The sequence below is a fragment of the Shinella sp. H4-D48 genome (genome assembly GCF_022637395.1).
GTDB lineage: Bacteria > Pseudomonadota > Alphaproteobacteria > Rhizobiales > Rhizobiaceae > Shinella > Shinella sedimenti.
This window is the reverse complement of record NZ_CP093337.1, coordinates 920202-943033: the sequence shown is the minus strand read 5'-3', so window position 1 is coordinate 943033 and position 22832 is coordinate 920202. Positions and strand designations below refer to the sequence as shown.

Below are 22832 nucleotides of genomic sequence, written 5' to 3'. Positions count from 1 at the left end.
ACGCGAAGTCGCTTCGGCGTAGAGCATTTCCGAACCCGAAATGCTCTAGCTCCCGCGATAGGTCGAGTAGCCGTAGGGCGAAAGCAGCAGGGGCACGTGGTAGTGGCTCGACGGGTCGGCGATGCCGAAGCGTAGCGGGATCCGGTCGAGGAAGGCCGGCTCCGGCAGATCAGCGCCTGTGCCGCGCAGATAATCCCCGGCGTGGAACACCAGTTCATAGACCCCCGCCATGAAACCGACACCCTCGACGAGCGCGCCATCCACGCGTCCGTCCCCGTTGGTCGTGACGGTGGTAATATGCTGGCGCTCCTCGTTTTCGATCCAGTAGAGATCGATGCGCAGACCGGCGGCGGGTTTGCCGAGCGCGGTATCTAGCACATGGGTGGTGAGGCGTCCGGGCTTGCTCATGGCGTCCTCTCAAGGCTTCTCGATGATGAAAGGCGTGTCGAAGAAATGCTCTTCCAGATTGACGCCCCCGCCGAGGCGGTCGACGACGAGAAAATCACTGACGGCGCCGACCGCGATCAGCGGATGGTGCCACACGTTGCGCCGGTAGTTGATGCCCTGGCGTCCGCCTGCGCGAAACACCTGCGGCCTGCCGGGCCTGCCGCCCTCATCCTCTGCCACCACGACCAGCCAGGGCCGGTCGTCCAGCGGCGAGAAGCTCTGGCTGCCGAACGGATGGCGCTCCATCATGTCGATCGCATAGGGGAAGGTGCGCGGACTGCCACGGAAGAGGTTGATGATGACCTTTGCATCCTCACCCGTCGCCTCGGCCTCGGCCAGCGCATGGTAGCGCTCGGTCGTGCCGCCGTTGATGTGGCGCATGGTGGCGGGGTCCGCCTCGACCACCGTGCCGAACGGCGCGAAGGCTTCGCGGGTCAGCGGCCGGATCGTCAGTGTCTCAGCCATCGGACAGCCCTCCCGGGGAGAGGAAGGGCGGTCGTGGGTCATCGGGCATCGTCAGTCTCCGGGGAGCAGAGCAGTCAATCTCAGGAGCGCGATGCGCTCCACCTGGGTTTTCGCGGCCTCGAATTCCGCCTGCGCGGAATTGTCGATACGCGTCTCGAAGGCAGCGAGGATATCGTTTTTGGTCAGACCCTTCACTGCGATGATGAAGGGAAAGCCGAATTTTTCGATGTAAGCGGTGTTGAGTGCTGTAAAGCGCGCATGCTCTTCAGCGCTCAGCCGGTCGAGCCCGGCGCCGGCCTGCTCCCTACGGCTGTCCTCCGTCAGTCCGCCGGCAATCGCCAGCTTGCCGGCGAGGTCGGGATGCGCCCGCAGCACACCCAACTGCTCGTCCGCGCTCGCCTTGCGGAAAACTTCGGTCAGCGCAGCATGCACGCCGGCCGCCGTCATCGGCTCCGGCACGGTGCCGGCGTCCAGCGCCCGCTCGGCAATGAAGGGCGAATGCTCGAAGACGCCGCCGAAACGGGCAAGGAAATCCGCGCGCTCGATCATGCGCCCCGGCCTCTCGACGGATGATGGTTCTCGATCCAGTGGCGGGCGATGTCGATACGGCGCGGGATCCACACCTTCTCGTGGCCGAGCACGTAATCGACGAAACGGGCGAGCGCGGCGACACGGCCGGGGCGCCCGACGAGGCGGCAGTGCAGGCCGATATTCAGCATCTTCGGGCTGCCTTCGGCGCCTTCCTGATAGAGCACGTCGAAGGCGTCCTTCAGGTAGGTGAAGAACTGGTCGCCGGTATTGAAACCCTGCGGGGTCGCGAAACGCATGTCGTTGGTTTCGAGCGTGTACGGGATGATCAGGAAGGGCTCGCCGTCGAGACCCGGCACCCAGTAGGGCAGATCGTCGGCGTAGGAATCGGAGGAGTAGACGAAACCGCCCTCCTCCATGATGAGCCGCAGCGTGTTGGCCGAGGGTTTGCCCTGATACATGCCGAGCGGATGCGAGCCGGTCAGTTCCTTGTGCAGGCGCACGGCCTCGCGGATATGCTGGCGTTCCGTCTCCTCGGAGAAATCCTTGTATTCCAGCCAGCGGTAGCCGTGGCTGGCGATTTCCCAGCCCGCCTCCTTCATGGCCGCGACCGCTTCGGGATTGCGCGCCATGGCGAGCGTCACGCCGTAGACCGTGGTCGTCACATTGCGGCTGGTGAAGAGCCGGTGCAGGCGCCAGAAGCCGGCGCGCGATCCGTATTCGTAGATCGATTCCATGTTGAGGTTGCGCTGGCCGGGCCAGGCCGCCGCGCCGACGATTTCCGACAGCAGGCATTCGGAGGCGGGATCTCCGTCCAGAATGCAGCTCTCGCCGCCTTCCTCGTAGTTGATCACGAACTGCACGGCGATATTCGCATCGCCAGGCCAGCGCACTACGGGCGGGTTACGGCCGTAGCCGATGAGGTCGCGTGCGTAAGTCTTGTCCGTCATTCCATCTCCTCGGCCATCTCCTCGCGCCCTCCGTCGCGGAGAGCTTCACCCTAGCACCGGAGCGCCCGAAGTCGAACGAAATCTGGCACTTGAGAGGAACCATTAGCGCCCGGGACCGTTTTCTGTCCATGTCAACCAAGGAGAAACACTATGGCCATGCAGGATGCAAACATTCGCGAAACCCAGGATCTCATTGCCAGTGACAAGGTCGAAGGCACGAGCGTTTACGGTGCCGATGGCAAGCATATCGGCTCGGTCGAGCGCCTGATCCTCGACAAGAGAAGGGGTCATGTTTCCTACGCTGTGCTCAGCTTCGGCGGCTTCCTCGGCATCGGCAGCGATCACTATCCGCTGCCCTGGGGCAAGCTGAACTATGACGAAGGCCTCGGCGGCTATCGCGTCGATCTTACCAAGGAACAGGTCGAAAAAGCGCCGCACTATGAGAGCGATGCGGAATATGAGTGGAACCGCCAGAACGGCAAGGTGATCCACGACTATTACGGCGTCCCGCCTTACTGGATGTAAGGGACGCTAGAGACGTCGGGCTTCCTCGAAGTGGGCTGCGACGGCGAAAGAGGGCGGTACGTCGAGCGTGCCGCCCTCGATCTCATTCAGCACCTGTCGAGCGAGGCGATGCGCGATGCCGAAACTCACCTTGAACCCGCCGGCCATCAGGCTGATACGGGCGTGATCGGGGTGACGCCCGACCATCGGTTCGCGGCCGATAGCCCTCGGCCGCAGCCCGGCCCAGCGCTCCACGACGGGCGCGTCGGCAAGGACCGGCGCCGTCAGACGCGCCCTGTCGATCAGCGCATCGAGCAGGCCGTCGGTTCCGTAGGGTTCGGCGAAATCGTTCTCGCTGGTGCTGCCCACGGCAACGAGGCCGTCCTCATGCGGCACGACATAGAGACCATCGGCGAAAATCACCGGCAAAGCCGGGTCGACCGACGCACGCAACAACGCTGCCTGCCCCTTGACCGCCCTGCCGAACGGACGAGCGACTGGTTGGGAAAAAGAGGCGAGCAGGTCAAACGCCTCGACACCGGCGGCCAGCACGCAATGACCAAAGGGTAGATCCGTCCCGTCATCAAGCCGCGCGATTGCGGCATCAGGATCAAGACTGGCGAGCCCGACACCTTCACGGATCGTGACGTTTGCCCGTTGCCCAAGCGCAGCCTTCAACGCCGAAACCAGCGCCCTGGGCGCCAGCCGGGCGGCAAGGCGGTCGTAAACGACGCCATGCGCCATGACCGCAGGTGCCGGCCAGCCGGACACTGGCGCCGTGTCCAGCACCTCGAAAGCGAAGGAGCGGTCCGGCGTCTGCCATACAGAGAGCGCCTCGTTTGCGGTGCGCAGGGCAAGGTCGCGGTTGTGCGGCTTGGGCAGTGGAATGAGGCGGCCGGAGCGGCGGTAACCGGCCGAAAGGCCCGTTTCGGCCTCAAGCGCGGCGATCTCGGCCTCCAGCGAGACCAGCGCCTCGAACTGAAAACCTTTCTTGGCGTTCCAGCGATCCGGCAGATGCGCCATCAGCGCGCCGAGCAGGCCGCCGCTGGCGCCAGAGCCGATCCGCCGCTTCTCAACAAGCGTGACCGAGCGGCCGCTGCGCGCGGCATAGAGCGCCGTCCACAGGCCCATGACCCCGCCGCCGACGACAAGGAGGTCCACGCCCGGTTGACCGGCGGCCTTCCCGCGATTATCGGCATGCGCCATGGCTGATCACGATCCTGAAAACACGACTGATAAGACGGCCCTCGACTGGCACGAGGGCGATATGCCCTATTCCCGCGCCTTTGACGATCACTTTTATTGCCGCAGCGACGGCCGGCTGGAATGCGGCCACGTCTTCCTTGCGGGCAACGATCTGCCGCACCGCTGGCAGCGCGGCGGCGCGTTCCGCATCGGCGAACTCGGCTTCGGCACCGGTCTCAATCTCTGCGAAACCTGGCGACAATGGCGTGAAAGCGCGCCTGAGGGCGCAAGCCTTCACTTCACTTCCTTCGAGCTTTTTCCGATGGCACGCGCCGATATCGACCGCGCGCTGTCGCATTGGCCGGAAATCGACCGTGAACGCGCGCTGCTCACCGCAAAATGGCCCGATGCGCCGGAAGGCCGCGTCGAGATCGCGCTTGAGCCCTCCGTTCGTCTCACCGTCGTCTGCGGCGCGGCACTCGATAGCTTGCAGGCAGGCGAAAAGCCCTTCGACGCATGGTATCTCGATGGCTTCGCGCCGTCCCGTAACCCGGACATGTGGTCGCCGGAACTCATGCAGGCGGTTTTCAGGCTCACCGCACCGGGCGGACGTTTCGCCACCTATGCTGCGGCCGGGTTCGTGCGGCGCAACCTCGCCGCAGCCGGCTTCAACGTCGAGCGACGGCCGGGTTTTGCGGGCAAGCGCGAAATGTTGTGCGGCGAGAGACCCGCTTCCTGAGGCTCAGTGCGGCCTGCCCTTTGCGGCGGCGGCCTTGCTGCGCTTCAGCCAGCGGTCGAGCTGCTCTTCAAGCTTCTCGGTACTGATCGGCTTGGCGAGATAGTCGTCCATGCCGGCGGCAAGGCATTCCTCGCGGTCGCCGTGCAGCACATGCGCCGTAACGGCGACGATCGGAACGCGGTTGCCGGTGCCGCGCTCCAGCTCGCGGATCGCGCGGCTTGCCTCCAGCCCGTTCATCAAGGGCATGGAGATGTCCATGAGGATGACGCCGGGCGGGCTTTCCCGGAAGATTGCGACCGCCTCCTCGCCATTGCCCACGATGCGGAAGCGCAGCCCCGCGGCGGTCAGCATCTGCGTGAAGAGGATCTGGTTGACCTCGTTGTCTTCGGCCACCAGCACGTCAAGCGTCTCGCCCTCGGCCTGAACGGCCGGCGTCATCGGCGCGGAGGTCGGCCGCAAGGGCAATATGTTGTTTTCGACCGCCGCTGCCGCGCCGCGGCGGTTTTGGACGCTGCGTGCCGCCCGCAGCACTTCCGATACCGTTTCGTGCAACTGGTCTGCACGCACCGGCTTCATGAGATGCGCCTGCACATCCTGCGCGGCGAGCATATCATCTTCGGTCGAAAGGTTCATCGAGGTCAGCACGATCAGCGAAATGGCCGCCGTGCCGGGATGGCTGCGAAGGGCCGCAACGAAAGCGGGCGAATGCTCGGGCCGGTAATCCAGAATGACCGCATCGACCCGCACGCCGGCATCCTCGGCCGCCGCCAGAACCGCAAGCGCCTCGTCTTCAGAAGCGACCGCCGTCGCATCGAAACCCCAGTCGAGCAGCATGTCGTGAGACGCCTTGCGCGACAGCGCATGCGCGTCGACGACGACGATACGCGCGGTTTTCATCCGGGCAGGCACGATACGGTCCGGCACCGGCGCAGCAGCAAGCGCCATCGGCAGGCGCACCGTGAAGACCGAGCCGGTGCCAATCTCGCTCTTTGCCTCCAGCGTGCCACCGAAAAGGCGTGTCAGCCCGTCCGTGATGGCAAGGCCGAGGCCCGTTCCCTCATGACGGCGGGTCGACGAACTGTCGACCTGCGAGAACTTCTCGAAGATCGATTCCATCTTCTCGGTGGGAATGCCGGCACCGGTATCCTCGACGCGTATGACGATCTCCACGCCGGCTTCGGTCTGATGGGAGGCCAGATCGATGAGGACATGGCCCCGGTCGGTGAACTTTACCGCATTGCCGACGAGGTTCGTGATGATCTGACGAAAGCGCCCGGCGTCGCCGCTGACGACCGCCGGCATGTTGGCCGCGCCGCGCACGACGAGTTCGATGTCCTTTTCGGCCGCCCGCGCAGACAGCAGCGTCGCGACATCCTCAACGGCCTCGACCGGGTTGAACACCACGTCGCGCAGCGTCATCTGCCCCGCATCGATCTTCGAAAAATCGAGGATGTCATTGATGATCGTCAGCAGCGCATTGCCCGACTTCACCATGATGTCGATGAAGGTCTTCTGGCGCGTGTCGAGCTGCGACTTGGCGAGAAGTTCGGCCATGCCGAGCACGCCGTTCATGGGCGTGCGGATTTCATGGCTCATATTGGCCAGAAATTCCGACTTCGCCCGGTCTGCCATCTCGGCGTGGGTGACGAGCCGGCGCAACTCGTCCTCGCGGCTCTTGATATCCGTGATGTCGGAGAAAACGACAACCGAACGGCCGCGTCCCGTCGGCGTGACATCGAGGCGCAACCAGCGTTGATAGCCGCTGAAAACGGTGAGCGTCGCCGGCTTGCCGGTGAAGAGTATGCGGCCAAAATCGCGCGTTTCGACCCGCTCGTCTCCCACGAACCCGGCGATTTCGCGGTCGGCGCAGCTTTGCACCAGATCCGCAAGCCGCGCGCCGGGCTGCAGCAGATGCGCCGGCATCGCGATCATCGACGCCAGCGCCTCGTTGGACAGGACGACGGTTCCATCCTCGACGATGAGCAGGCCCTGGCTCATCGAGGAAACCGCATCCTTCATGAGGCTGCCCACGTCTTCCAGAGCGCTGCGGGTTTCCAGAACCTCGCGCTCGCGTTCACGCCGGTCCGTAATGTCGATGAAGGTAAGAAGGCAGCGGTCGCCCGAAATCGTGCAGCCGGCCTCTATCAGCGTGCGGCCGTTCGCATAGGCGACCTCGCGTGCCGATCGGGTACCGGAACGTATGGAACACAGCGCCTGCTCGTGACTTTCCAGGCTCGACCCACAGCCGCCCTCGCTTTCCCCACCCTGGTCGCGCAGGAACCGCATCAACTCGCCGAGCGGGCGCCCCCTCATGGGCGGCAGCACCCCATCCCACAAGGACTGAAAAGCGCCATTGACAAGCTCGATGACACCGATCCCGTCCACGACAACGATGCCGACTGGCAGCGATTCCACGACGCTTTCGAGATCCGAGCGGGCGGCTTCGGCCTGTCGCTGCGCCTCGATCAGCTGCGCCTCGCGCTTCATCAGCACGGTCGTGTCGGTGATCGAGCCGATCAGGTAGCGCTTGTCATCCAGCGTCGTGACGCGGTAGAGCCGCGAAATCGTCGGAAGGGCAGAGCCATCGGCGCGCACATACTCGACCTCGCTCTCGACAAGTTCGCCTGTGTCGAGCACGAACTGGTTCTGCTCGTGGAACGCCTCGCCCTGCTCGGGATACATTTCCCGCGTGGTCAGCCCAAGCAGTTCCTCCGGCTGTCGGCCGATCAACTCGACGAAGGCGCGGTTCGCAAAGATCATCCGCTGCTCTTCGTCGCGCATGAAGCTGGCGACGGGAAGCTCGTCGAGCAATGCGCGGTAAAGGCCGATTTCCTGCAATTGCTGGGTCAGGCGATGTTCGCTGTCGCGTACGGCGGTCGCGTCGATTCGCAAAATCACAAGCGCGCCATCCGGCCGGCGCTGCGTGACGATGCGCATCCACCCCTCGCCGACCCGAACGATGGTCTCGAAGAGCGGCAGGTCATAGCTTGCCAGGCGCGCTGCGATCCAGGCTGCACGCTCGGCCTGTGGCTGGTCCCCGACCTCAAGATCGTGCAGGGCGGCGGCAAGAGCGGCAAGAGCGACGGGACCATCCGCCGCATCGCCGAGAAGCCCTTTGTAGAATTCCCGCATCACGCCGTTTGCATAAGCCAGACGATTATCCGCCCCGAAAACGGCGACGCCGGCGCCGAGCGTCTCGAGTGCCTCGACAATGCCGTCGCGGCTGTTCGGGCTTGCGGGCGGCGTACCGTTGGCGTTGGCCGCAGCTGGTGCGGCTGTCGCTGCCAACGGCGTGAACAGGCCGACGAGGATGGAGAGCGCAGGCGACAACCGCTCACGCCTGAGCGCGATGTCGAAACTGCCACTGCCGAAGGGATGGATGAACCGGGCCTGTTCGGGATTACCGAAAACCAGACAGCGGCGCTCCGGGTCGTCCCGGTCGCCAAGCCCGGCGGCCTCGCCGATCTCGTCGCTGCGCTGGCCAATCATCGCCGCAGCGTTCAGGCCGAAGAGACCCGCATAGGCCTCGTTTACCGCGAGATAGCGCAGCTCGCTGCTCTTGACGTAGGCCGGATAAGGATGGGCGCGGACCCGCGCACAGGCCGCTTCCAGCAATTCGTCTTGAGTTTCGGCCATGCCAGTACTCCCCGAAGCGGCACGGAAGGAAGGTTTCACACAGCTCGGGGAGTATCACCAATCCTTGAACGGATGGTTAACACTTCGTTGCCACGACTTGAGTGGCCTGCTTATCGATCACGGCATCTGCCTGTCGCAAATGGCTGGGCATTTCGCCGGCCGATATGCGACAAGGGCGCAATGGCAGAACAGACCGGGGTCGCGCCGCATGGGTGACGTCATCAAGCTCGAAAACCATCTCGAAAATCCGGCGTCCGACGCCCCGCTGGAGCGCCGTCGTCGCACCGGCGGACGCAGCGCTGAACGGGTCCGCCGACCGCCGGCCACCGCGAAATATCTCAACCTCATCAATACGACGGCCCCGTCGGCCGTGCTTTCGGCGGACGCGCTCGAAGCGGTGCATCAGGCCTCGCTCACTATTCTTGAAGACATCGGCATGGATATCATCCTGCCGGAAGCGCGCGAGCGTATGAAGGCGGCCGGCGCCGATGTCACTCCCGGCACCGACCGCGTGCGCTTCGACCGCGGGCTCATCATGGACATGATGGCCTCCGTTCCGTCAGGCTTCACGATGCATGCGCGCAATCCCGTGCGCAATGTCGAGATCGGCGGGGACAATCTCGTCTTCGCGCAGGTCGCGTCCGCACCCTTCGTGGCGGATCGCGAGGGCGGCCGCCGCGCCGGCAACCAGGACGACTTCCGCAAGCTGGTGAAACTCGCCCAGTCCTACGACATCATCCACACGACGGGCGGCTATCCCGTCGAGCCGGTGGACATCCACGCGTCGGTGCGCCACCTCGATTGCCTGTCCGATCTGGTGAAGCTCACCGACAAGGTGTTTCACGTCTATTCGCTCGGCAGGCAGCGCAATCTCGACGGCATAGAGATCGCCCGCATCGGCCGCGGTATCTCGATGGAGCAGATGGAACGCGAGCCCTCGCTGTTCACCATCATCAACACCTCCTCGCCGCTACGCCTCGACGGGCCGATGCTGCAGGGCATCATCGAGATGTCGTCGCGCAATCAGGTCGTGGTGGTCACGCCCTTCACCCTTGCGGGCGCCATGGCGCCGGTCACGGTTGCGGGTGCGGTGGTGCAGCAGAATGCCGAAGCGCTCGCCGGCATCGCCTTCACGCAGATGGTGCGGCGCGGCGCGCCGGTCATGTATGGCGGCTTCACCTCGAATGTCGACATGAAGACCGGCGCACCGGCCTTCGGCACGCCGGAATATATGAAGGCGGTCATTGCCGGCGGCCAGCTTGCCCGCAAGTACAACATTCCCTATCGCACCTCCAACACAAACGCCTCCAATACGCTGGATGCGCAGTCGGCTTATGAATCGGCCTTCTCGCTGTGGGCGCTGACCCAGGGCGGCGGCAACTTCATCATGCATGCGGCCGGCTGGACAGAGGGTGGCCTGACGGCGTCCTTCGAGAAGTTCATTCTCGACGTGGACATGCTGCAGATGGTGGCGGAATACCTGACGCCGCTCGATGTGAGCGCGGATGCGCTGGGCGTGGACGCGGTGCGCGATGTCGGCCCGGGCGGCCATTTCTTCGGCACGCCGCATACTCTGGCGCGCTACGAGACCGCCTTCTACTCACCGATCCTGTCGGACTGGCGCAATTTCGAAACCTGGACGGAAGCCGGCCGGCCGACCACCTACGATCATGCCAACCGGGTCTTCAAGGAAAAGCTCAATAACTATGAGCAACCGCCGCTCGACCCCGCGATCGAGGACGAACTGGATGCGTTCGTCGCCAAGCGCAAGGAAGAGGGCGGCGTTCCGACGGATTTCTAAACGAAATCAGGCGTTGAACATGATCGAGCGGACGGATGAAATGAGCTTTTCCGTCGGCAGGTTCGAAAAGTTCTTGTCGATCTCGGCCATGGTCAGCGTGCGGGATTTGTCGGAGAGCTTGTTGCGCAGATCGCCGAGCGTCTGCGGAGCGGCGCAGACGACGAGCCGGTCGAAGGCGCCTTCGGCAGCGTAATCATCAATCCGCCCGGCAACTTCAGCGGTGAACTTCTGCTGTTCATCGCGCACCGGATCGCTGGAATACTCCATGGCGGAGCGGCCGGGGCCGACCGAGGAATGGCTGCGGCCAGGCTTGTCGGCCATGATGTCCTGCACTCGCTTCGGTTCCCAGCGGAAGACCTCCTGCTCAGGGCTCTGCGATTCGTCCTTCAGCAGGTTCACGCCTTTCAGAAGGCGGGCCTGATTGCCGTCGGCGGCGAGAATCCAAGTCGTAGCGGTCATATTTCACTCCCGTAGCAAGGTTCATCGGTGCAGATCATCTGCGTCGAGAAGCATCCCACATGATTGTGGCCGGATGCGTATCATCCAACGCAACGCGCCCCTTCAGGTTCCGGGTGTCCGCACTCACGAAGCTGTTGGAAAGCTGCGAGCGCCTCTATCACCTTGGCGGAGACGCCCGGTAAAGTCGCCCACCGACAGGAGAAGACCGATGGCCGAACCGCTGAAAAATCTGCTGCATCCCGGGCTCGTGAAGGAGATGGCCGCGCATATCTCCCGCGCAGCACCCGATTTCGACGGCAGCCGGTTCAACGATCTGGCGACGGTGGATATGGATGCGCTCGAGCTGATGCAGCGGGCCGATCAGATCAAGCACGCGTTGGCGCAGACCCTTCCGGCTGATTATCCCGCTGCCGCCGCCATCCTGCGCCGCGCCCTGCCAGCGGAGGATAAGCCCGGCCTCTCCGGATGGGCACTGCTGCCGGTCAACCAGTTCGTTTCCGAATACGGCCTCGGGCATTTCGATCTGTCGCTTGCGCTTTTGAAAGCGCTGACGCCGCATTTCACCGCCGAATTCGGCATTCGCCGGTTCATCCATGCCGATCAGGACCGAGCGCTTGCCGAAATCTCCGGCTGGGTGAGCGATGACAATCACCATGTTCGCCGGCTCGCCAGCGAGGGCACCCGTCCCCGCCTGCCCTGGGCCATGCGCCTGCCCGGCCTCGTCAAGAACCCCGATCCGATCCTGCCGATTCTGATTGCCCTTCTCGACGACCCCGAGGACTATGTGCGCCGCTCGGTCGCCAACAGCCTGAACGACATCGCCAAGGACCACCCTGCCCTCGTCGCCGACTTCGTGGAGCGCCATATCCCGGGCGCCTCCCCGCAGCGCCGGCAATTGCTGCGCCACGCCTCGCGCACCCTGCTCAAGAAGGGACATGAAAAGGCGCTCGCCAATTTCGGCTTCGCGGCCGCCAAGGGCGTCACGGCAGCGCTGACCGTCGCCACGCCCGTCGTCGTCTTCGGCGACAAGCTGGGCTTCTCGATCGATGTCACGAATGGCGACAAGGCCCCGCAACGGCTGATGGTCGACTACGCCATCCATCATGTGAAGGCGAACGGCACGCTGGCGCCGAAGGTCTTCAAATGGAAGCAGCTCGACCTGCCCGCCGGTGCGCGCCAGACCATCACCAAGGACCACGCCATCCGCGCGATCACCACCAGGGTTTATTACCCCGGAACGCACCGCATCGAGGTGCTGATCAACGGCGCGATATCGGCTGCGGCCGACTTCGATCTGCGCATGGAGTGACGGTTGCGCTTTCGCAGCTGCGAAAACAGGACTTGACTTTTTGCCGTAAAACAACGACATGAGCCCCAGCGTCGCCCTTCGGCCGCCGCGTGAGCGAGCCTGCGATTTCCCACTTTCGGGATGCTAAGAAGGACAAGCGCAAGAGAACGATCCGTCTCCCATTTTTCGGATGCCTGCGCAGACGACTGCCAACCAACCCACAAGTTCCCAATTCACGCGGGGTTCTTGACGCCGAACGAAACCGGAAACGCATGGTGCGTTCCGGCGATTTGCGTTTGGCGCCCCGAAAGGTATTTGACTTGACCACTTTTCACGACCTCGGCCTCTCGAAGACCATCGTCGATACCCTTACCGCCCTCGGTTTCGAAAAAGCCACGCCCATCCAGGCGAAGGCCATTCCGCTCGTCCTCGAAGGCTCCGACCTGATCGGTCTCGCCCAGACCGGCACCGGCAAGACGGCCGCTTTCGGCCTGCCGATGATCGAAAAGCTGCTGGCCGACGCCCGTCGTCCCGACCCGCGCAACATCCGCGCCCTCATTCTCGCCCCGACCCGCGAACTGGTGAACCAGATCGCTGAAAACCTGCGCGACTTCGTGAAGAAGACCCCGCTGCGTGTCGTCACCGTCGTGGGCGGTGCCTCCATCAACAAGCAGTCGGAAATGCTTTCCCGCGGCACCGACATCCTCGTTGCCACGCCCGGACGTCTGCTCGACCTCGTCGCCCGCAAATCGGTGACGCTGACGCAGGCCCGCTACCTCGTGCTCGACGAGGCCGACCAGATGCTGGACCTCGGCTTCATCCACGACCTGCGCAAGATTTCCAAGATGGTGCCGAAGAACCGCCAGACGCTGCTGTTCTCGGCCACCATGCCGAAGCTGATCGGCGAACTGGCTGGCGAATATCTCGTCAACCCGAAGAAGGTCGAAGTGACCCCTCCGGGCAAGGCGGCCGACAAGGTGGAACAGTATGTCCACCACGTTCCGGGCAAGGACCAGAAGGCGCAGATCCTGCGCAAGACGCTCACCGACAATCCGGATGGCCTGTCGCTCGTCTTCTCGCGCACCAAGCATGGCGCCGAGAAGCTGATGAAGCATCTCGACCATATCGGCTTCAAGGCCGCCTCCATCCACGGCAACAAGAGCCAGGGCCAGCGCGAGCGCGCCCTCAAGGCCTTCCGTGACGGCGAAATCCGCGTTCTCGTGGCAACCGACGTTGCTGCCCGCGGCATCGACATTCCCGGCGTCACGCATGTCTACAACTACGACCTGCCGGAAGTGCCGGACGCCTATGTCCACCGCATCGGCCGCACGGCCCGCAACGGCCGCGACGGCATCGCGATCGCCTTCTGCACACCCGACGAAGCGCACCTGCTGCGCGACATCGAAAAGCTGATGGGCATCCAGATCACCGTTGCCAGCGGCGAAGCCCCGGCTGTCATCACCGCCGGTCCCGGCGGCAAGTCGCGCAAGGGTCGCGGCAACGGCGGCGGCGGTCAGCGCTCCGGCAGCGGCCGCGCCGGCCAGCGCCCGGCCCGCAAGCCCTTCAGCGACGGTGCACAGGCAACGGAAGGTGCGGCCCCTTCGGGCGCCAAGCGCCCGCAGCACGGCCGCCCGGCCCAGAAGCAGGGCGAACGCCAGAATCGCAACCATGGCGGCGGCAATGGCCGCCCGCAGCAGGGCAAGCCGCGCCGGTCCGAAGGCCAGCGCCGCGAACAGGCCTGAGCCCACGACAGAGATGAACACGAACGGCGGGCTTTGGCCCGCCGTTTTCGTATGTGGAACACGCGCTTCATCGCTACGAAAGCGTTAAGCCGTCTTTGCCAATTTTAAATGTATATTAATGCAGTTTTAACGGCATCCGGCCATTTGCCGGGCCTTCCGTTGGCTTTCGGGCCGCCAGCATGCAGGCTTACGCTTCGTTTTCATGCGTGAGTTTTGCCCGAATGATATCCTTCATCGTCAGGCTGAGGAGCCGCGCCCATTTCACCATCCGGGCCAAGGCGAACCGCGGCGTGCTGCTTTCACGGCCTGACCCGCGCCGACGCATTGCCTTGCTCATTGTCGGCTTCATCTTGCTCTATACCGGCGTCGGCGCGCGCCTGGTGCAATACGGTCTCACCGATACGCTGACGGCGGGTGCCATCAACTTCAACCAGCACACCGTCGCCTCGCGCCCCGATATCCTCGACCGTCACGGACAACTCCTGGCGACGGATATCAACACCGTCTCGCTCTATGCCGAGCCGCGCAGGGTAATCGATGCCGACGAGGTGATCGAGAAGCTCGCCACCGTCATTCCCGACCTCGACTGGAGCGAAACGCACCGCAGGCTCAAATCGAAGTCGGCGTTTCAATGGCTGCGCCGCCAGCTTACGCCGCGCCAGCAGGCCGACATTCTCGCGCTCGGTATCCCCGGTATCGGTTTTCGCCCGGAAAAGCGGCGCTTCTATCCCGGCGGCTCGACCGCGGCCCACGTCGTAGGACACGTGAACATCGACAATCTCGGCCTTGCCGGCATGGAACGCTATATCGACCAGCAGGGTTATGCCGATCTCAGGGCGGCGGGGCTGACGAACGATACGCGCATGGAACCCGTTCGCCTGTCGATCGACCTGCGCGTCCAGCACATCGTACGCGATGTCGTCCAGAGTGCGATGACGAAATACGAGGCGGAAGCGGCCGGTGCGGTCATCGTTGATGCCGAGACCGGCGAGGTGCTCGCCATGGCCTCCGTGCCGGATTACGATCCCAACCAGCCCTCGCGCACGCTGGCCGACGGCAGCATCGACCGGGAGTATGAAAAGGGCTGGTTCAACCGGGTGAGCAACGCCACCTTCGAAATGGGCTCGACGTTCAAGGGCTTCACGCTCGCCATGGGACTGGATGCGGGGCATATCACGCTGTCTTCCGTCGTCGATGCCTCACGCCCCATCCGCATGGGCGGCTTCACCATCCGCGATTTCAGAGGCAAGAACCGGCCTCTCACCATCCCCGAAGTGTTCCAGTATTCCTCCAATATCGGCACGGCCGCCGTTGCCGACCGGGTCGGCATGGACGGGCATCGCGAATTCCTGACCCGGCTTGGCCTGTTGTCGAAGATGGAAACCGAGATGCCGGGCGTTGCGACCCCCACCCAGCCGCGGATATGGAAGAAGATCAACTCCGTCACCATCTCCTTCGGCCACGGCGTCGCCACCACGCCGCTTCAGACGGCGGTTGCAGCGGCGGCGCTCATCAACGGCGGAAACCTCATCAATCCGACCTTCCTTCCCCGCTCGAAAGACGCCGCAGACGAGATCGCCCGCGCGGTGGTGAAGAACAAGACCAGCGACGACATGCGCTTCCTCTATCGCTGGAACGGCATGAACGGCTCCGGCCGCTCCGCGCAGGTCGAGGGCTTCGACGTCGGCGGCAAGACCGGCACGGCCGACAAGGTGATCAACGGGCGATACGCCAAGGACATCAACTTCAATGCCTTTATCGCCGGCTTTCCGATGGCGAAGCCACGCTATGTCGTGCTGACATTCGTCGACGCGCCGAAGACCGGCGAGAACGGCGGACGCACCGCGGCCTCGACCGCCGCACCCATAACCAAGGAGATCATTTCACGCTCGGCCGCCCTTCTCGGCGTGCAACCCACGTTCGGAACGACGGACAATCCACTGGAGCTTGTGGACTACTAGCAAGCTGTGCAGAACGGTGTTCGGTCACGCCGCAGCGGCGATGTCCTTGCGGTTGGTGAGATAGACACCGGCGACCACGATGGCGGTGCCGAGGATCATCGGGACGGTCAGTTCTTCTCCAAAAACCGCTGCGGCCTGAAGGGCTGCGAGCGGCGGCACGAGATAGATCAGCGAGGCCGCGCGCGAGACCTGGCCGCGGCGCAGAAGATAGAGCAGCAGCAGGATCGCTCCCATCGAAATGCCCAGCACGGACCAGGCGAGCAGCGCGACGAAGGCAAAGCCGAAATCGACATGCTGGGTCTCCAGCGCCAGCGCGAAGGGCACGGTGACGATCACCGCGCCGATATATTGCAGCGTGGCGATCGCCCTGATGTCGCCCGTGCGCAGATATTGCTTCTGGTAGATCGTGCCATAGGTGACGGCGGCCATGCCGAGCATATTGATGATGATGGCGAAGGCAGGAATTTCCGACGCGCCGTGGCCGAAGAACTTCGGCACGACGGCAAGCAGCACGCCGGAAAAGCCGAGACCAAGGCCCGCCTTCTGTGTTGTGCTCAATCGCTCGCCGATGAAGAACGGGGCGGCGAGCGCCGTCATCAGCGGCTGCAGCGCGGCGATGATGGACGAGAGCGCCGCCGGCACCCCCTGCCCGATCGCCCACCACAGCGCGCCGAGATACAAGCCGTGCAGGAAGGCGCCGGAAATGACGGCGTGGGCGACGGTGCGCCCATCACGCGGCCAGGACACGCCCGACGCCAGACACAGGCCGGCAAACAACACCGCGGCGACGAGATAGCGGATGCTGAGGAAGGTCAGCGGTTCGGAAACGATCGTTGCATATTTCGCGACGACCCAGCCGGTCGACCAGAGCAGAACGAAGATGGCAGGCGCCAGGCGGTCGAGCGACATGGGATTACCGGCAGGAGGACATTCGTACGCGAGCGATAGGACCAGACCCGACACCGGTCAAAGGAATTTCCCTGAAACTTAGGTTCAGCAAAAGCGTGGCCGATGAGCCTTTCGGCATCTGCCGTTTTTTTCGGCAATCAGTTTTCTAGTCGATGCCACCAGCTGCTCTGCGTGGCCCCGCAGGCGGCAGCGAAGGGCCGAGTCATCGGGCGGAGCGGGCAGTCCAACTCCGACGCGAATTCTTCATAGCTAATTGAGCATGGTTCTTGCATTGCCCCTTGTGTTGTACTCAAATGGGAAAAAAGGGGAACACGCCTTTGGCATTTGACGAAATGATGAATGCGGTTTCAAATCCGCGCCAGCCTTACGAAAACTATCATGAATGGTACGAGGGGCAGGATCGGGCCCGCCTGATTGCCAAATCGAAGGAAGCCGAAAACCTCTTTCGAAAGACCGGCATCACCTTCGCGGTCTACGGTCACGAAGACAGCTCCGAAAAGCTCATCCCCTTCGACATCATCCCCCGCATCATTTCCGGCCGAGAATGGCGCAAGCTCGCCCAGGGCATCGAACAGCGGGTCATCGCCCTCAACGCCTTTCTCGACGACATTTACCACAAGCAGGAAATCATCAAGGCCGGCCGCATTCCCCGCGAGCTGATCGAGCGCAACGAGGCCTTCCTGCCGCAGATGATCGGCTTCAAGCCGCCGGGCGGCGTCTACACCCATATCGTCGGCACCGACATCGTGCGCACGGGCGAAGACCAGTTCTACGTGCTGGAAGACAATGCCCGCACCCCTTCCGGCGTCAGCTACATGCTGGAAAACCGGGAAACCATGATGCAGATGTTCCCGGAGCTGTTCCACATCAACAAGGTGCGGCCCGTCGAGGACTATCCCAAGCTTCTGCGCCAGAGCCTTGCCTCGCTCGCCCCTCCCGGCTGTTCGGGCAAGCCGCGCGTGGCGGTGCTGACGCCCGGTATCTTCAACTCCGCCTATTACGAACACGCCTTCCTGGCCGACATGATGGGCGTGGAACTGGTGGAAGGCTCGGACCTGCGCGTCGTGGACGGCAAGGTGAAGATGCGCACGACGCGCGGCTACGAGGCCATCGATGTGCTCTACCGCCGCGTCGACGATGATTTCCTCGACCCGCTGACCTTCCGGCCGGATTCCGCACTCGGCATCCCCGGCATCATGGACGTCTACCGTGCCGGCAACATCACCATCGCCAACGCGCCCGGCACCGGCATTTCGGACGACAAGGCGATCTATTCCTACATGCCGGAGATCGTCGAGTTCTATACCGGCCGCAAGGCCATGCTGGAGAACGTGCCGACCTGGCGCTGCTCGGAAGAGGACAGCCTGAAATACGTTCTCGAACACCTGAGCGAACTCGTCGTGAAGGAAGTGCACGGCTCCGGCGGCTACGGCATGCTGGTCGGCCCCACCGCGTCGAGGAAGGAATGTGCGGCCTTCGCCGAGAAGCTGAAGGCCCGGCCCTCCAACTATATCGCGCAGCCGACGCTGTCGCTTTCCACCGTTCCCATCATGGTCAACAAGGGCATCGCGCCGCGGCACGTCGACCTTCGACCATATGTGCTCGTGTCCGACAAGGTGCAGATCATTCCCGGCGGGCTGACCCGCGTGGCGCTGAAAGAAGGCTCGCTGGTGGTCAACTCCAGCCAGGGCGGCGGCACGAAGGACACCTGGGTACTGGAGGACTGAGCCGATGCTGGGACGCACTGCAAACGGCCTATACTGGATGTTCCGCTATATCGAGCGGGCTGAAAACATTGCCCGCCTGATCGACGCGGGCCTGCGCATGGCGCTCACGCGCTCCGGCTCGTCGGAAGAGGACTGGGACGGCGTGCTGCAAAGCGCAGGCGTGAGAGAGGATTTCGACGCCGTGCACGCCACGCTGACAAGCGCGGATGCGATCGACTTTCTGCTGCGCGACCGCGCAAACCCCTCGAGCGTGATGTCGTGCATCGATTCGGCGCGCAACAACGCCCGCATGGTGCGCACCGCGCTGACCCGGGAGACCTGGGAAGCGACAAACGAGTGCTGGATCGAGCTGAAACAGCTCCTGTCCAAACGCGCCAAGCCGGCCGACATGCCCGAGATCATCGATGTCATCAAGCGCAGGACCGGCCTAATCCGCGGCGCGTTCCACGGCACCATGCTGCGCGATGACATCTATAACTTCTCGCGCATCGGCACCTTCATCGAGCGGGCGGACAACACCGCGCGCATTCTCGACGTCAAATACTACGTGCTGCTGCCGGCCATCGCCAAGGTCGGATCCTCGCTCGACAACAAGCAGTGGGAGTCCATCCTGCGCTCCGTCTCGGCGCACCGCTCGTACAGCTGGGTCTATGACGGCGACTATTCGCCCGCCAACATCGCGGATTTCCTGATCCTCAACGACCGTATGCCACGCTCGCTGGCCTATAGCTACGACAAGATCGTGACCAATCTCGGCTATCTCGCCAGGCTCTACGGCGAGAGCCATGCCGCCCATGACACGGCGTCCTCGACCATGCTGCTGCTGCGCAGCCGCGCCATGGAAGACATCATGGAACAGGGCCTGCACGAATTCATCGAGGAATTCATCGTCTATAACAACCGCCTCGGGGAAGAGATCTCCGAAGGCTACCGTTTCTATCGCTAGCGGCTGACGAGGGCAGAGGATGCGACTGAAGATCAGCCACACGACGGAATATCATTATGCCGACCCCGTGCAGTACTCGCTGCAACGGCTGCGCCTGACGCCCAGGAACTATCCGGGCCAGACCGTGCGGGACTGGAAGACCACCGTGCATGGCGCCAATCTCGAGGCAGGTTATACCGATCATTTCGGCAACCACGTCGATCTCGTCAGCACGGACGCCGAGCAGGTGACGATCCGCATTGTCGCTGAAGGCGAGGTGGAGACGGAAGACCGGGCCGGCGTGTTCGGGCCGCACCAGGGTTTCGTGCCGCTCTGGCTCTACCTGCGCGAGACGCCGCTCACCAAGCCCGGCAGGCTTGTCCGCGAACTGGCCAAGTCGTCTGCCGGCGACAGCGAGCTTTCGCGCATGCACGACCTGATGGCGAAGCTGCACGAGGCTGTCGCCTACCGGCAGGGCGAGACCGCGGCGGACACGACGGCCGAACAGGCTCTGGAGAAAAAGCAGGGCGTCTGCCAGGACCATGCCCATGTCCTCATTTCCGCCGCGCGCCATCTCGGCCTGCCGGCCCGCTATGTCTCGGGCTACCTGCTCATGGACGAGCCGGCGCAGACCGCGAGCCACGCCTGGGCGGAGGTTCATCTGCAGGGCCTCGGCTGGGTCGGGTTCGATGCGGCCAACAAGATCTGCCCCGACGAGCGGTATGTGCGGCTGTCGACCGGCCTCGACTACAGGGACGCGGCCCCCGTGTCCGGCATGGTGGTGGGACTTGCAGCGGAGACGATGAATGTCGCGATCCGCGTGGAAGAGACTGGTCAGAGCCAGTCGCAAAGCCAGAGTTGAGACGTGGCGGCCGAAAAGGCCGCCACGTCTGTGCCACTAGCGGGATGCCGTTTCCAGCAGACGGCAGAGCGACACGAGACTCGCGTCGTAACCGCCGCTATTCACGCTGCGGCAACGCTTGATGAGCTGCATGCGCTCGCTGCGCGACATCTGCGAGAATTGCCGCAGGACATCGCGATCACGGCCCCTTGGGCCCGTCGACGTGCCACCGCCCGGATTGCTCGGCGTGACGCCCGTGCCTCCACCGATGCCGACATCAACATTCGCATCAAGCAGGCCGCGTCCGCCGACATTCGCACCGACATTGGCACGCAGCCCGTTGGCACCGCCGACACGGGCATTCACGCCGGCATCAACCAGTCCGCGGGAACCGCCGACATTCGCATTCACCCCGGCATTCACACCGTTGCGGCCGCCGACGGAGGCGGTCGTGCGGGAATCCGCCAGTCCGCGCGAGCCGCCGACCGTTGTGTTCGAGCGTGCGTTGATACCGTTGGAACCGCCGACGCTGGCACCGACGCCAACGCTTGCAAGGCCCTTGCTACCCCCGACATTGGCACCGACACCGGCTTTCACACCGCCGACGCTGACGCCAACGCCGACTCCAAGTCCGCCACGGCTTTTCTGCTGAGCAAGCGCGTGCACGGGCACGGCAAGAACCACCGCAGCCAGCAACGCACCCGTAATTCTGGGGATCGAAACGCCTTGTGATCTTTCAAACATGGGAACCTACCTTTCAGCGAACGGGCCGGGATTGGACCGTATCGTAAGTTGAAAGGGCGCGATGGCTCGCCGGTTCCGTGCGGGAACGAAAATGACCGGTAAAGGGGAAAAAAAATCGTTGCCAGCGGAGTGAGACATCAACCGGCTGTCTCGAAACGATACAAATCGGGCGCGGCTCCTGGAACCGCGCCCGCGAAAGCTCAGTGACTGTCTTTGCCGACCGCGCTGCCACGGCAGCCCTTGAGGAAGTCGAGGTCCGCGCCGGTATCGGCACCCTGCACGTGCTGCTGGTGCAGCCAGGCGTAGCCCGAGGCGGGCTGCTCGTGGTTCGGCTGCCATTCGGCGAGGCGACGCGCCAGCTCCTCGTCCGAGATGTCGAGATGCAGGCGACGGTTCGGCACATCAAGCTCGATCATGTCGCCATTCTTCACGACCGCCAGCGGGCCGCCGACGGCGGCTTCCGGCGAGGTGTGCAGGACGACGGTGCCATAGGCCGTGCCGGACATGCGGGCATCGGAGATGCGTACCATGTCGGTGATGCCCTTTTTCAGCACCTTGGGCGGAAGGCCCATATTGCCGACCTCGGCCATGCCGGGATACCCCCTCGGACCGCAGTTCTTCATGACCATGACGCAGGTCTCGTCGATGTCGAGATTGTCGTCGTTGATCTTGGCCTTGTAGTCGTCGATATCCTCGAAGACGACGGCGCGGCCGCGATGCGTCAGAAGATGCGGCGAGGCTGCCGACGGCTTCAGCACCGCGCCCTTCGGCGCGAGATTGCCGCGCACGACGACGATGCCGCCCGACTGCGTCAGCGCTTTTTCAGCCGGCAGGATGACGTCCTCGTTCCAGTTGACGACATCCTTCACCTCGTCCCAGACGGTCTCGCCCGAAACGGTGATGGCATCCTTGTGCAACAGGCCCGCTTCGCCGAGGCGCTTCAGTACGACCGGAAGACCGCCGGCATAGAAGAACTCTTCCATCAGGTACTTGCCCGACGGCATGAGGTTGACGATGGTGGGCACGTCGCGGCCGCAACGATCCCAGTCGTCCAGCGTCAGGTCGATGCCGACGCGGCCGGCCATGGCGAGCAGGTGGATGACCGCATTGGTCGAGCCGCCGATGGCCGCATTGGTGCGGATGGCATTCTCGAAGGCCTGCTTCGTCATGATATCAGACGGCTTCAGGTCGTCCTTGACCATCTGGACGATGCGACGACCGGTAAGCTGCGCCACGACCTTGCGGCGGCTGTCGACGCCCGGAATGGCCGCATTGCCTGACAGCGCCATACCCAGGGCCTCGGCCATGGAAGCCATGGTGGAGGCCGTACCCATCGTGTTGCAGGTGCCCGACGAACGGCTCATCGAGGCCTCGGCCTCGAGGAATTCGGCCTGCGTCATCTCGCCGGCCTTCACCATCTCGGAGAACTTCCAAAGATGCGTGCCGGAACCGACACGCTCGCCGCGGAAATAACCGTTCAGCATCGGCCCGCCGGTGACGACGATCGAAGGCAGATCGACGGAGGCGGCGGCCATCAAAAGCGACGGCGTGGTCTTGTCACAGCCGACCATGAGCACGCAGCCATCCATGGGTTGGCCGCGAATGGTTTCCTCGATGGCGAGAGCCGCGAGGTTGCGATACATCATCGCCGTAGGGCGGAACGTGTTCTCCGACGCCGAGAAGACCGGTACTTCCATCGGGAAACCGCCGGCCTCCCAGATGCCCGCCTTCACCTTCTCTGCAAGCTCGCGCAGGTGGCCGTTGCAGGGCGTCATGTCCGACCAGGTGTTGAGGATGCCGATCACCGGCCGTCCGTCGAACAGGTCATGCGGATAACCCTGGTTCTTCATCCAGCCGCGATGGTAGATCACGTCACGGCTGGTGCCGCCGTACCATTCCTGCGACCGCAGCCTGCGCGGCCATTCCGCTTTCTTCGTCATCTTTACAGTCCTTGAAGGGACCGCCCGGAAGCCCGAACGGC

The 22832-nt window shown here is 63.7% G+C and carries 19 protein-coding genes; 9 read left to right on the top strand and 10 right to left on the bottom strand.

The annotated features are described in order from the left end of the window. Positions 1-45: 45 nt before the first annotated feature. The 4 genes from uraH to puuE are packed head-to-tail and all read right to left on the bottom strand — an operon-like array spanning position 46 to position 2390. Positions 46-408 carry a hydroxyisourate hydrolase gene (uraH, locus tag MNR02_RS04485; protein ID WP_241605537.1) on the bottom strand — a complete coding sequence of 121 codons (363 nt, stop codon included), beginning with the start codon at positions 406-408 and terminating at the stop codon, positions 46-48. A 9-nt stretch (positions 409-417) separates the two neighbouring features. Further along, the gene (locus tag MNR02_RS04480; protein WP_241948232.1) at positions 418-912 is read right to left on the bottom strand and encodes an ureidoglycolate lyase; all 495 of its coding nucleotides are present in this window, start codon (positions 910-912) and stop codon (positions 418-420) included. Between the two features lie 51 nt (positions 913-963). After that, complete coding sequence (uraD, locus tag MNR02_RS04475; RefSeq protein WP_241948231.1) at positions 964-1461, bottom strand: 2-oxo-4-hydroxy-4-carboxy-5-ureidoimidazoline decarboxylase; 498 nt, start codon at positions 1459-1461, stop codon at positions 964-966. After that, positions 1458-2390: an allantoinase PuuE gene (puuE, locus tag MNR02_RS04470; protein WP_241948230.1), complete on the bottom strand. Its 933-nt coding sequence runs from the start codon at positions 2388-2390 to the stop codon at positions 1458-1460. Before puuE ends, uraD begins: the two co-directional genes overlap by 4 nt. Before the next feature lie 150 nt (positions 2391-2540). Here puuE and MNR02_RS04465 point away from each other — a divergent pair, with 150 nt between their 5' ends. Further along, positions 2541-2915, top strand: a complete 375-nt coding sequence (locus tag MNR02_RS04465) for a PRC-barrel domain-containing protein (protein WP_241605529.1) — start codon at positions 2541-2543, stop codon at positions 2913-2915. A 6-nt stretch (positions 2916-2921) separates the two neighbouring features. On the opposite strand, the gene MNR02_RS04460 is transcribed toward MNR02_RS04465, so the two are convergent. Next, positions 2922-4100, bottom strand: coding sequence for an FAD-binding oxidoreductase (locus MNR02_RS04460; protein ID WP_241948229.1), 1179 nt, complete (start codon positions 4098-4100; stop codon positions 2922-2924). Here MNR02_RS04460 and mnmD point away from each other — a divergent pair. Continuing rightward, positions 4099-4818 (top strand): tRNA (5-methylaminomethyl-2-thiouridine)(34)-methyltransferase MnmD, encoded by a 720-nt coding sequence (mnmD, locus tag MNR02_RS04455; RefSeq protein WP_241948228.1) that lies wholly within the window; start codon positions 4099-4101, stop codon positions 4816-4818. The genes MNR02_RS04460 and mnmD overlap by 2 nt on opposite strands. Positions 4819-4821: 3 nt before the next feature. Here mnmD and MNR02_RS04450 read toward each other — a convergent pair whose 3' ends face one another. Further along, positions 4822-8454, bottom strand: a complete 3633-nt coding sequence (locus tag MNR02_RS04450) for a response regulator (protein ID WP_241948227.1) — start codon at positions 8452-8454, stop codon at positions 4822-4824. 208 nt (positions 8455-8662) lie between these two features. Here MNR02_RS04450 and MNR02_RS04445 point away from each other — a divergent pair, with 208 nt between their 5' ends. Beyond that, positions 8663-10255, top strand: coding sequence for a trimethylamine methyltransferase family protein (locus tag MNR02_RS04445; RefSeq protein ID WP_241948226.1), 1593 nt, complete (start codon positions 8663-8665; stop codon positions 10253-10255). Positions 10256-10261: 6 nt separating this feature from the next. On the opposite strand, the gene MNR02_RS04440 is transcribed toward MNR02_RS04445, so the two are convergent. After that, positions 10262-10714, bottom strand: a complete 453-nt coding sequence (locus MNR02_RS04440; protein WP_241948225.1) for a host attachment protein — start codon at positions 10712-10714, stop codon at positions 10262-10264. 208 nt (positions 10715-10922) lie between these two features. On the opposite strand from MNR02_RS04440, the gene MNR02_RS04435 reads away from it, so the two are divergent. The 3 genes from MNR02_RS04435 (at position 10923) to MNR02_RS04425 (ending at position 15705) form a co-directional block, all read left to right on the top strand. Next, positions 10923-12023 (top strand): DNA alkylation repair protein, encoded by a 1101-nt coding sequence (locus MNR02_RS04435; RefSeq protein ID WP_241948224.1) that lies wholly within the window; start codon positions 10923-10925, stop codon positions 12021-12023. 299 nt (positions 12024-12322) lie between these two features. Continuing rightward, a complete protein-coding gene (locus MNR02_RS04430) occupies positions 12323-13744 on the top strand; it encodes a DEAD/DEAH box helicase (RefSeq protein ID WP_241948223.1) in 1422 nt (473 codons plus the stop codon). 221 nt (positions 13745-13965) lie between these two features. Beyond that, the gene (locus MNR02_RS04425; protein ID WP_241948222.1) at positions 13966-15705 is read left to right on the top strand and encodes a penicillin-binding protein 2; all 1740 of its coding nucleotides are present in this window, start codon (positions 13966-13968) and stop codon (positions 15703-15705) included. 24 nt (positions 15706-15729) lie between these two features. On the opposite strand, the gene MNR02_RS04420 is transcribed toward MNR02_RS04425, so the two are convergent. After that, entirely contained in the window at positions 15730-16614 is an 885-nt protein-coding gene (locus tag MNR02_RS04420) for a DMT family transporter (protein WP_241948221.1), read from the bottom strand. Positions 16615-16946: 332 nt separating this feature from the next. Here MNR02_RS04420 and MNR02_RS04415 point away from each other — a divergent pair, with 332 nt between their 5' ends. Genes MNR02_RS04415 through MNR02_RS04405 form a run of 3 tightly spaced genes read left to right on the top strand, consistent with a single transcriptional unit; the run spans position 16947 to position 20128 of the window. Beyond that, entirely contained in the window at positions 16947-18341 is a 1395-nt protein-coding gene (locus tag MNR02_RS04415) for a circularly permuted type 2 ATP-grasp protein (protein WP_241948822.1), read from the top strand. Positions 18342-18345: 4 nt separating this feature from the next. Continuing rightward, the gene (locus MNR02_RS04410) at positions 18346-19287 is read left to right on the top strand and encodes an alpha-E domain-containing protein (protein ID WP_241948220.1); all 942 of its coding nucleotides are present in this window, start codon (positions 18346-18348) and stop codon (positions 19285-19287) included. 19 nt (positions 19288-19306) lie between these two features. Beyond that, positions 19307-20128, top strand: coding sequence for a transglutaminase family protein (locus MNR02_RS04405; protein ID WP_241948219.1), 822 nt, complete (start codon positions 19307-19309; stop codon positions 20126-20128). Between the two features lie 36 nt (positions 20129-20164). Here MNR02_RS04405 and MNR02_RS04400 read toward each other — a convergent pair whose 3' ends face one another. Both MNR02_RS04400 and araD read right to left on the bottom strand, forming a co-directional pair. Further along, positions 20165-20851, bottom strand: a complete 687-nt coding sequence (locus MNR02_RS04400; protein ID WP_241605505.1) for a hypothetical protein — start codon at positions 20849-20851, stop codon at positions 20165-20167. 200 nt (positions 20852-21051) lie between these two features. Next, entirely contained in the window at positions 21052-22791 is a 1740-nt protein-coding gene (gene araD, locus MNR02_RS04395) for an L-arabinonate dehydratase (protein WP_241948218.1), read from the bottom strand. Positions 22792-22832 lie beyond the last annotated feature (41 nt).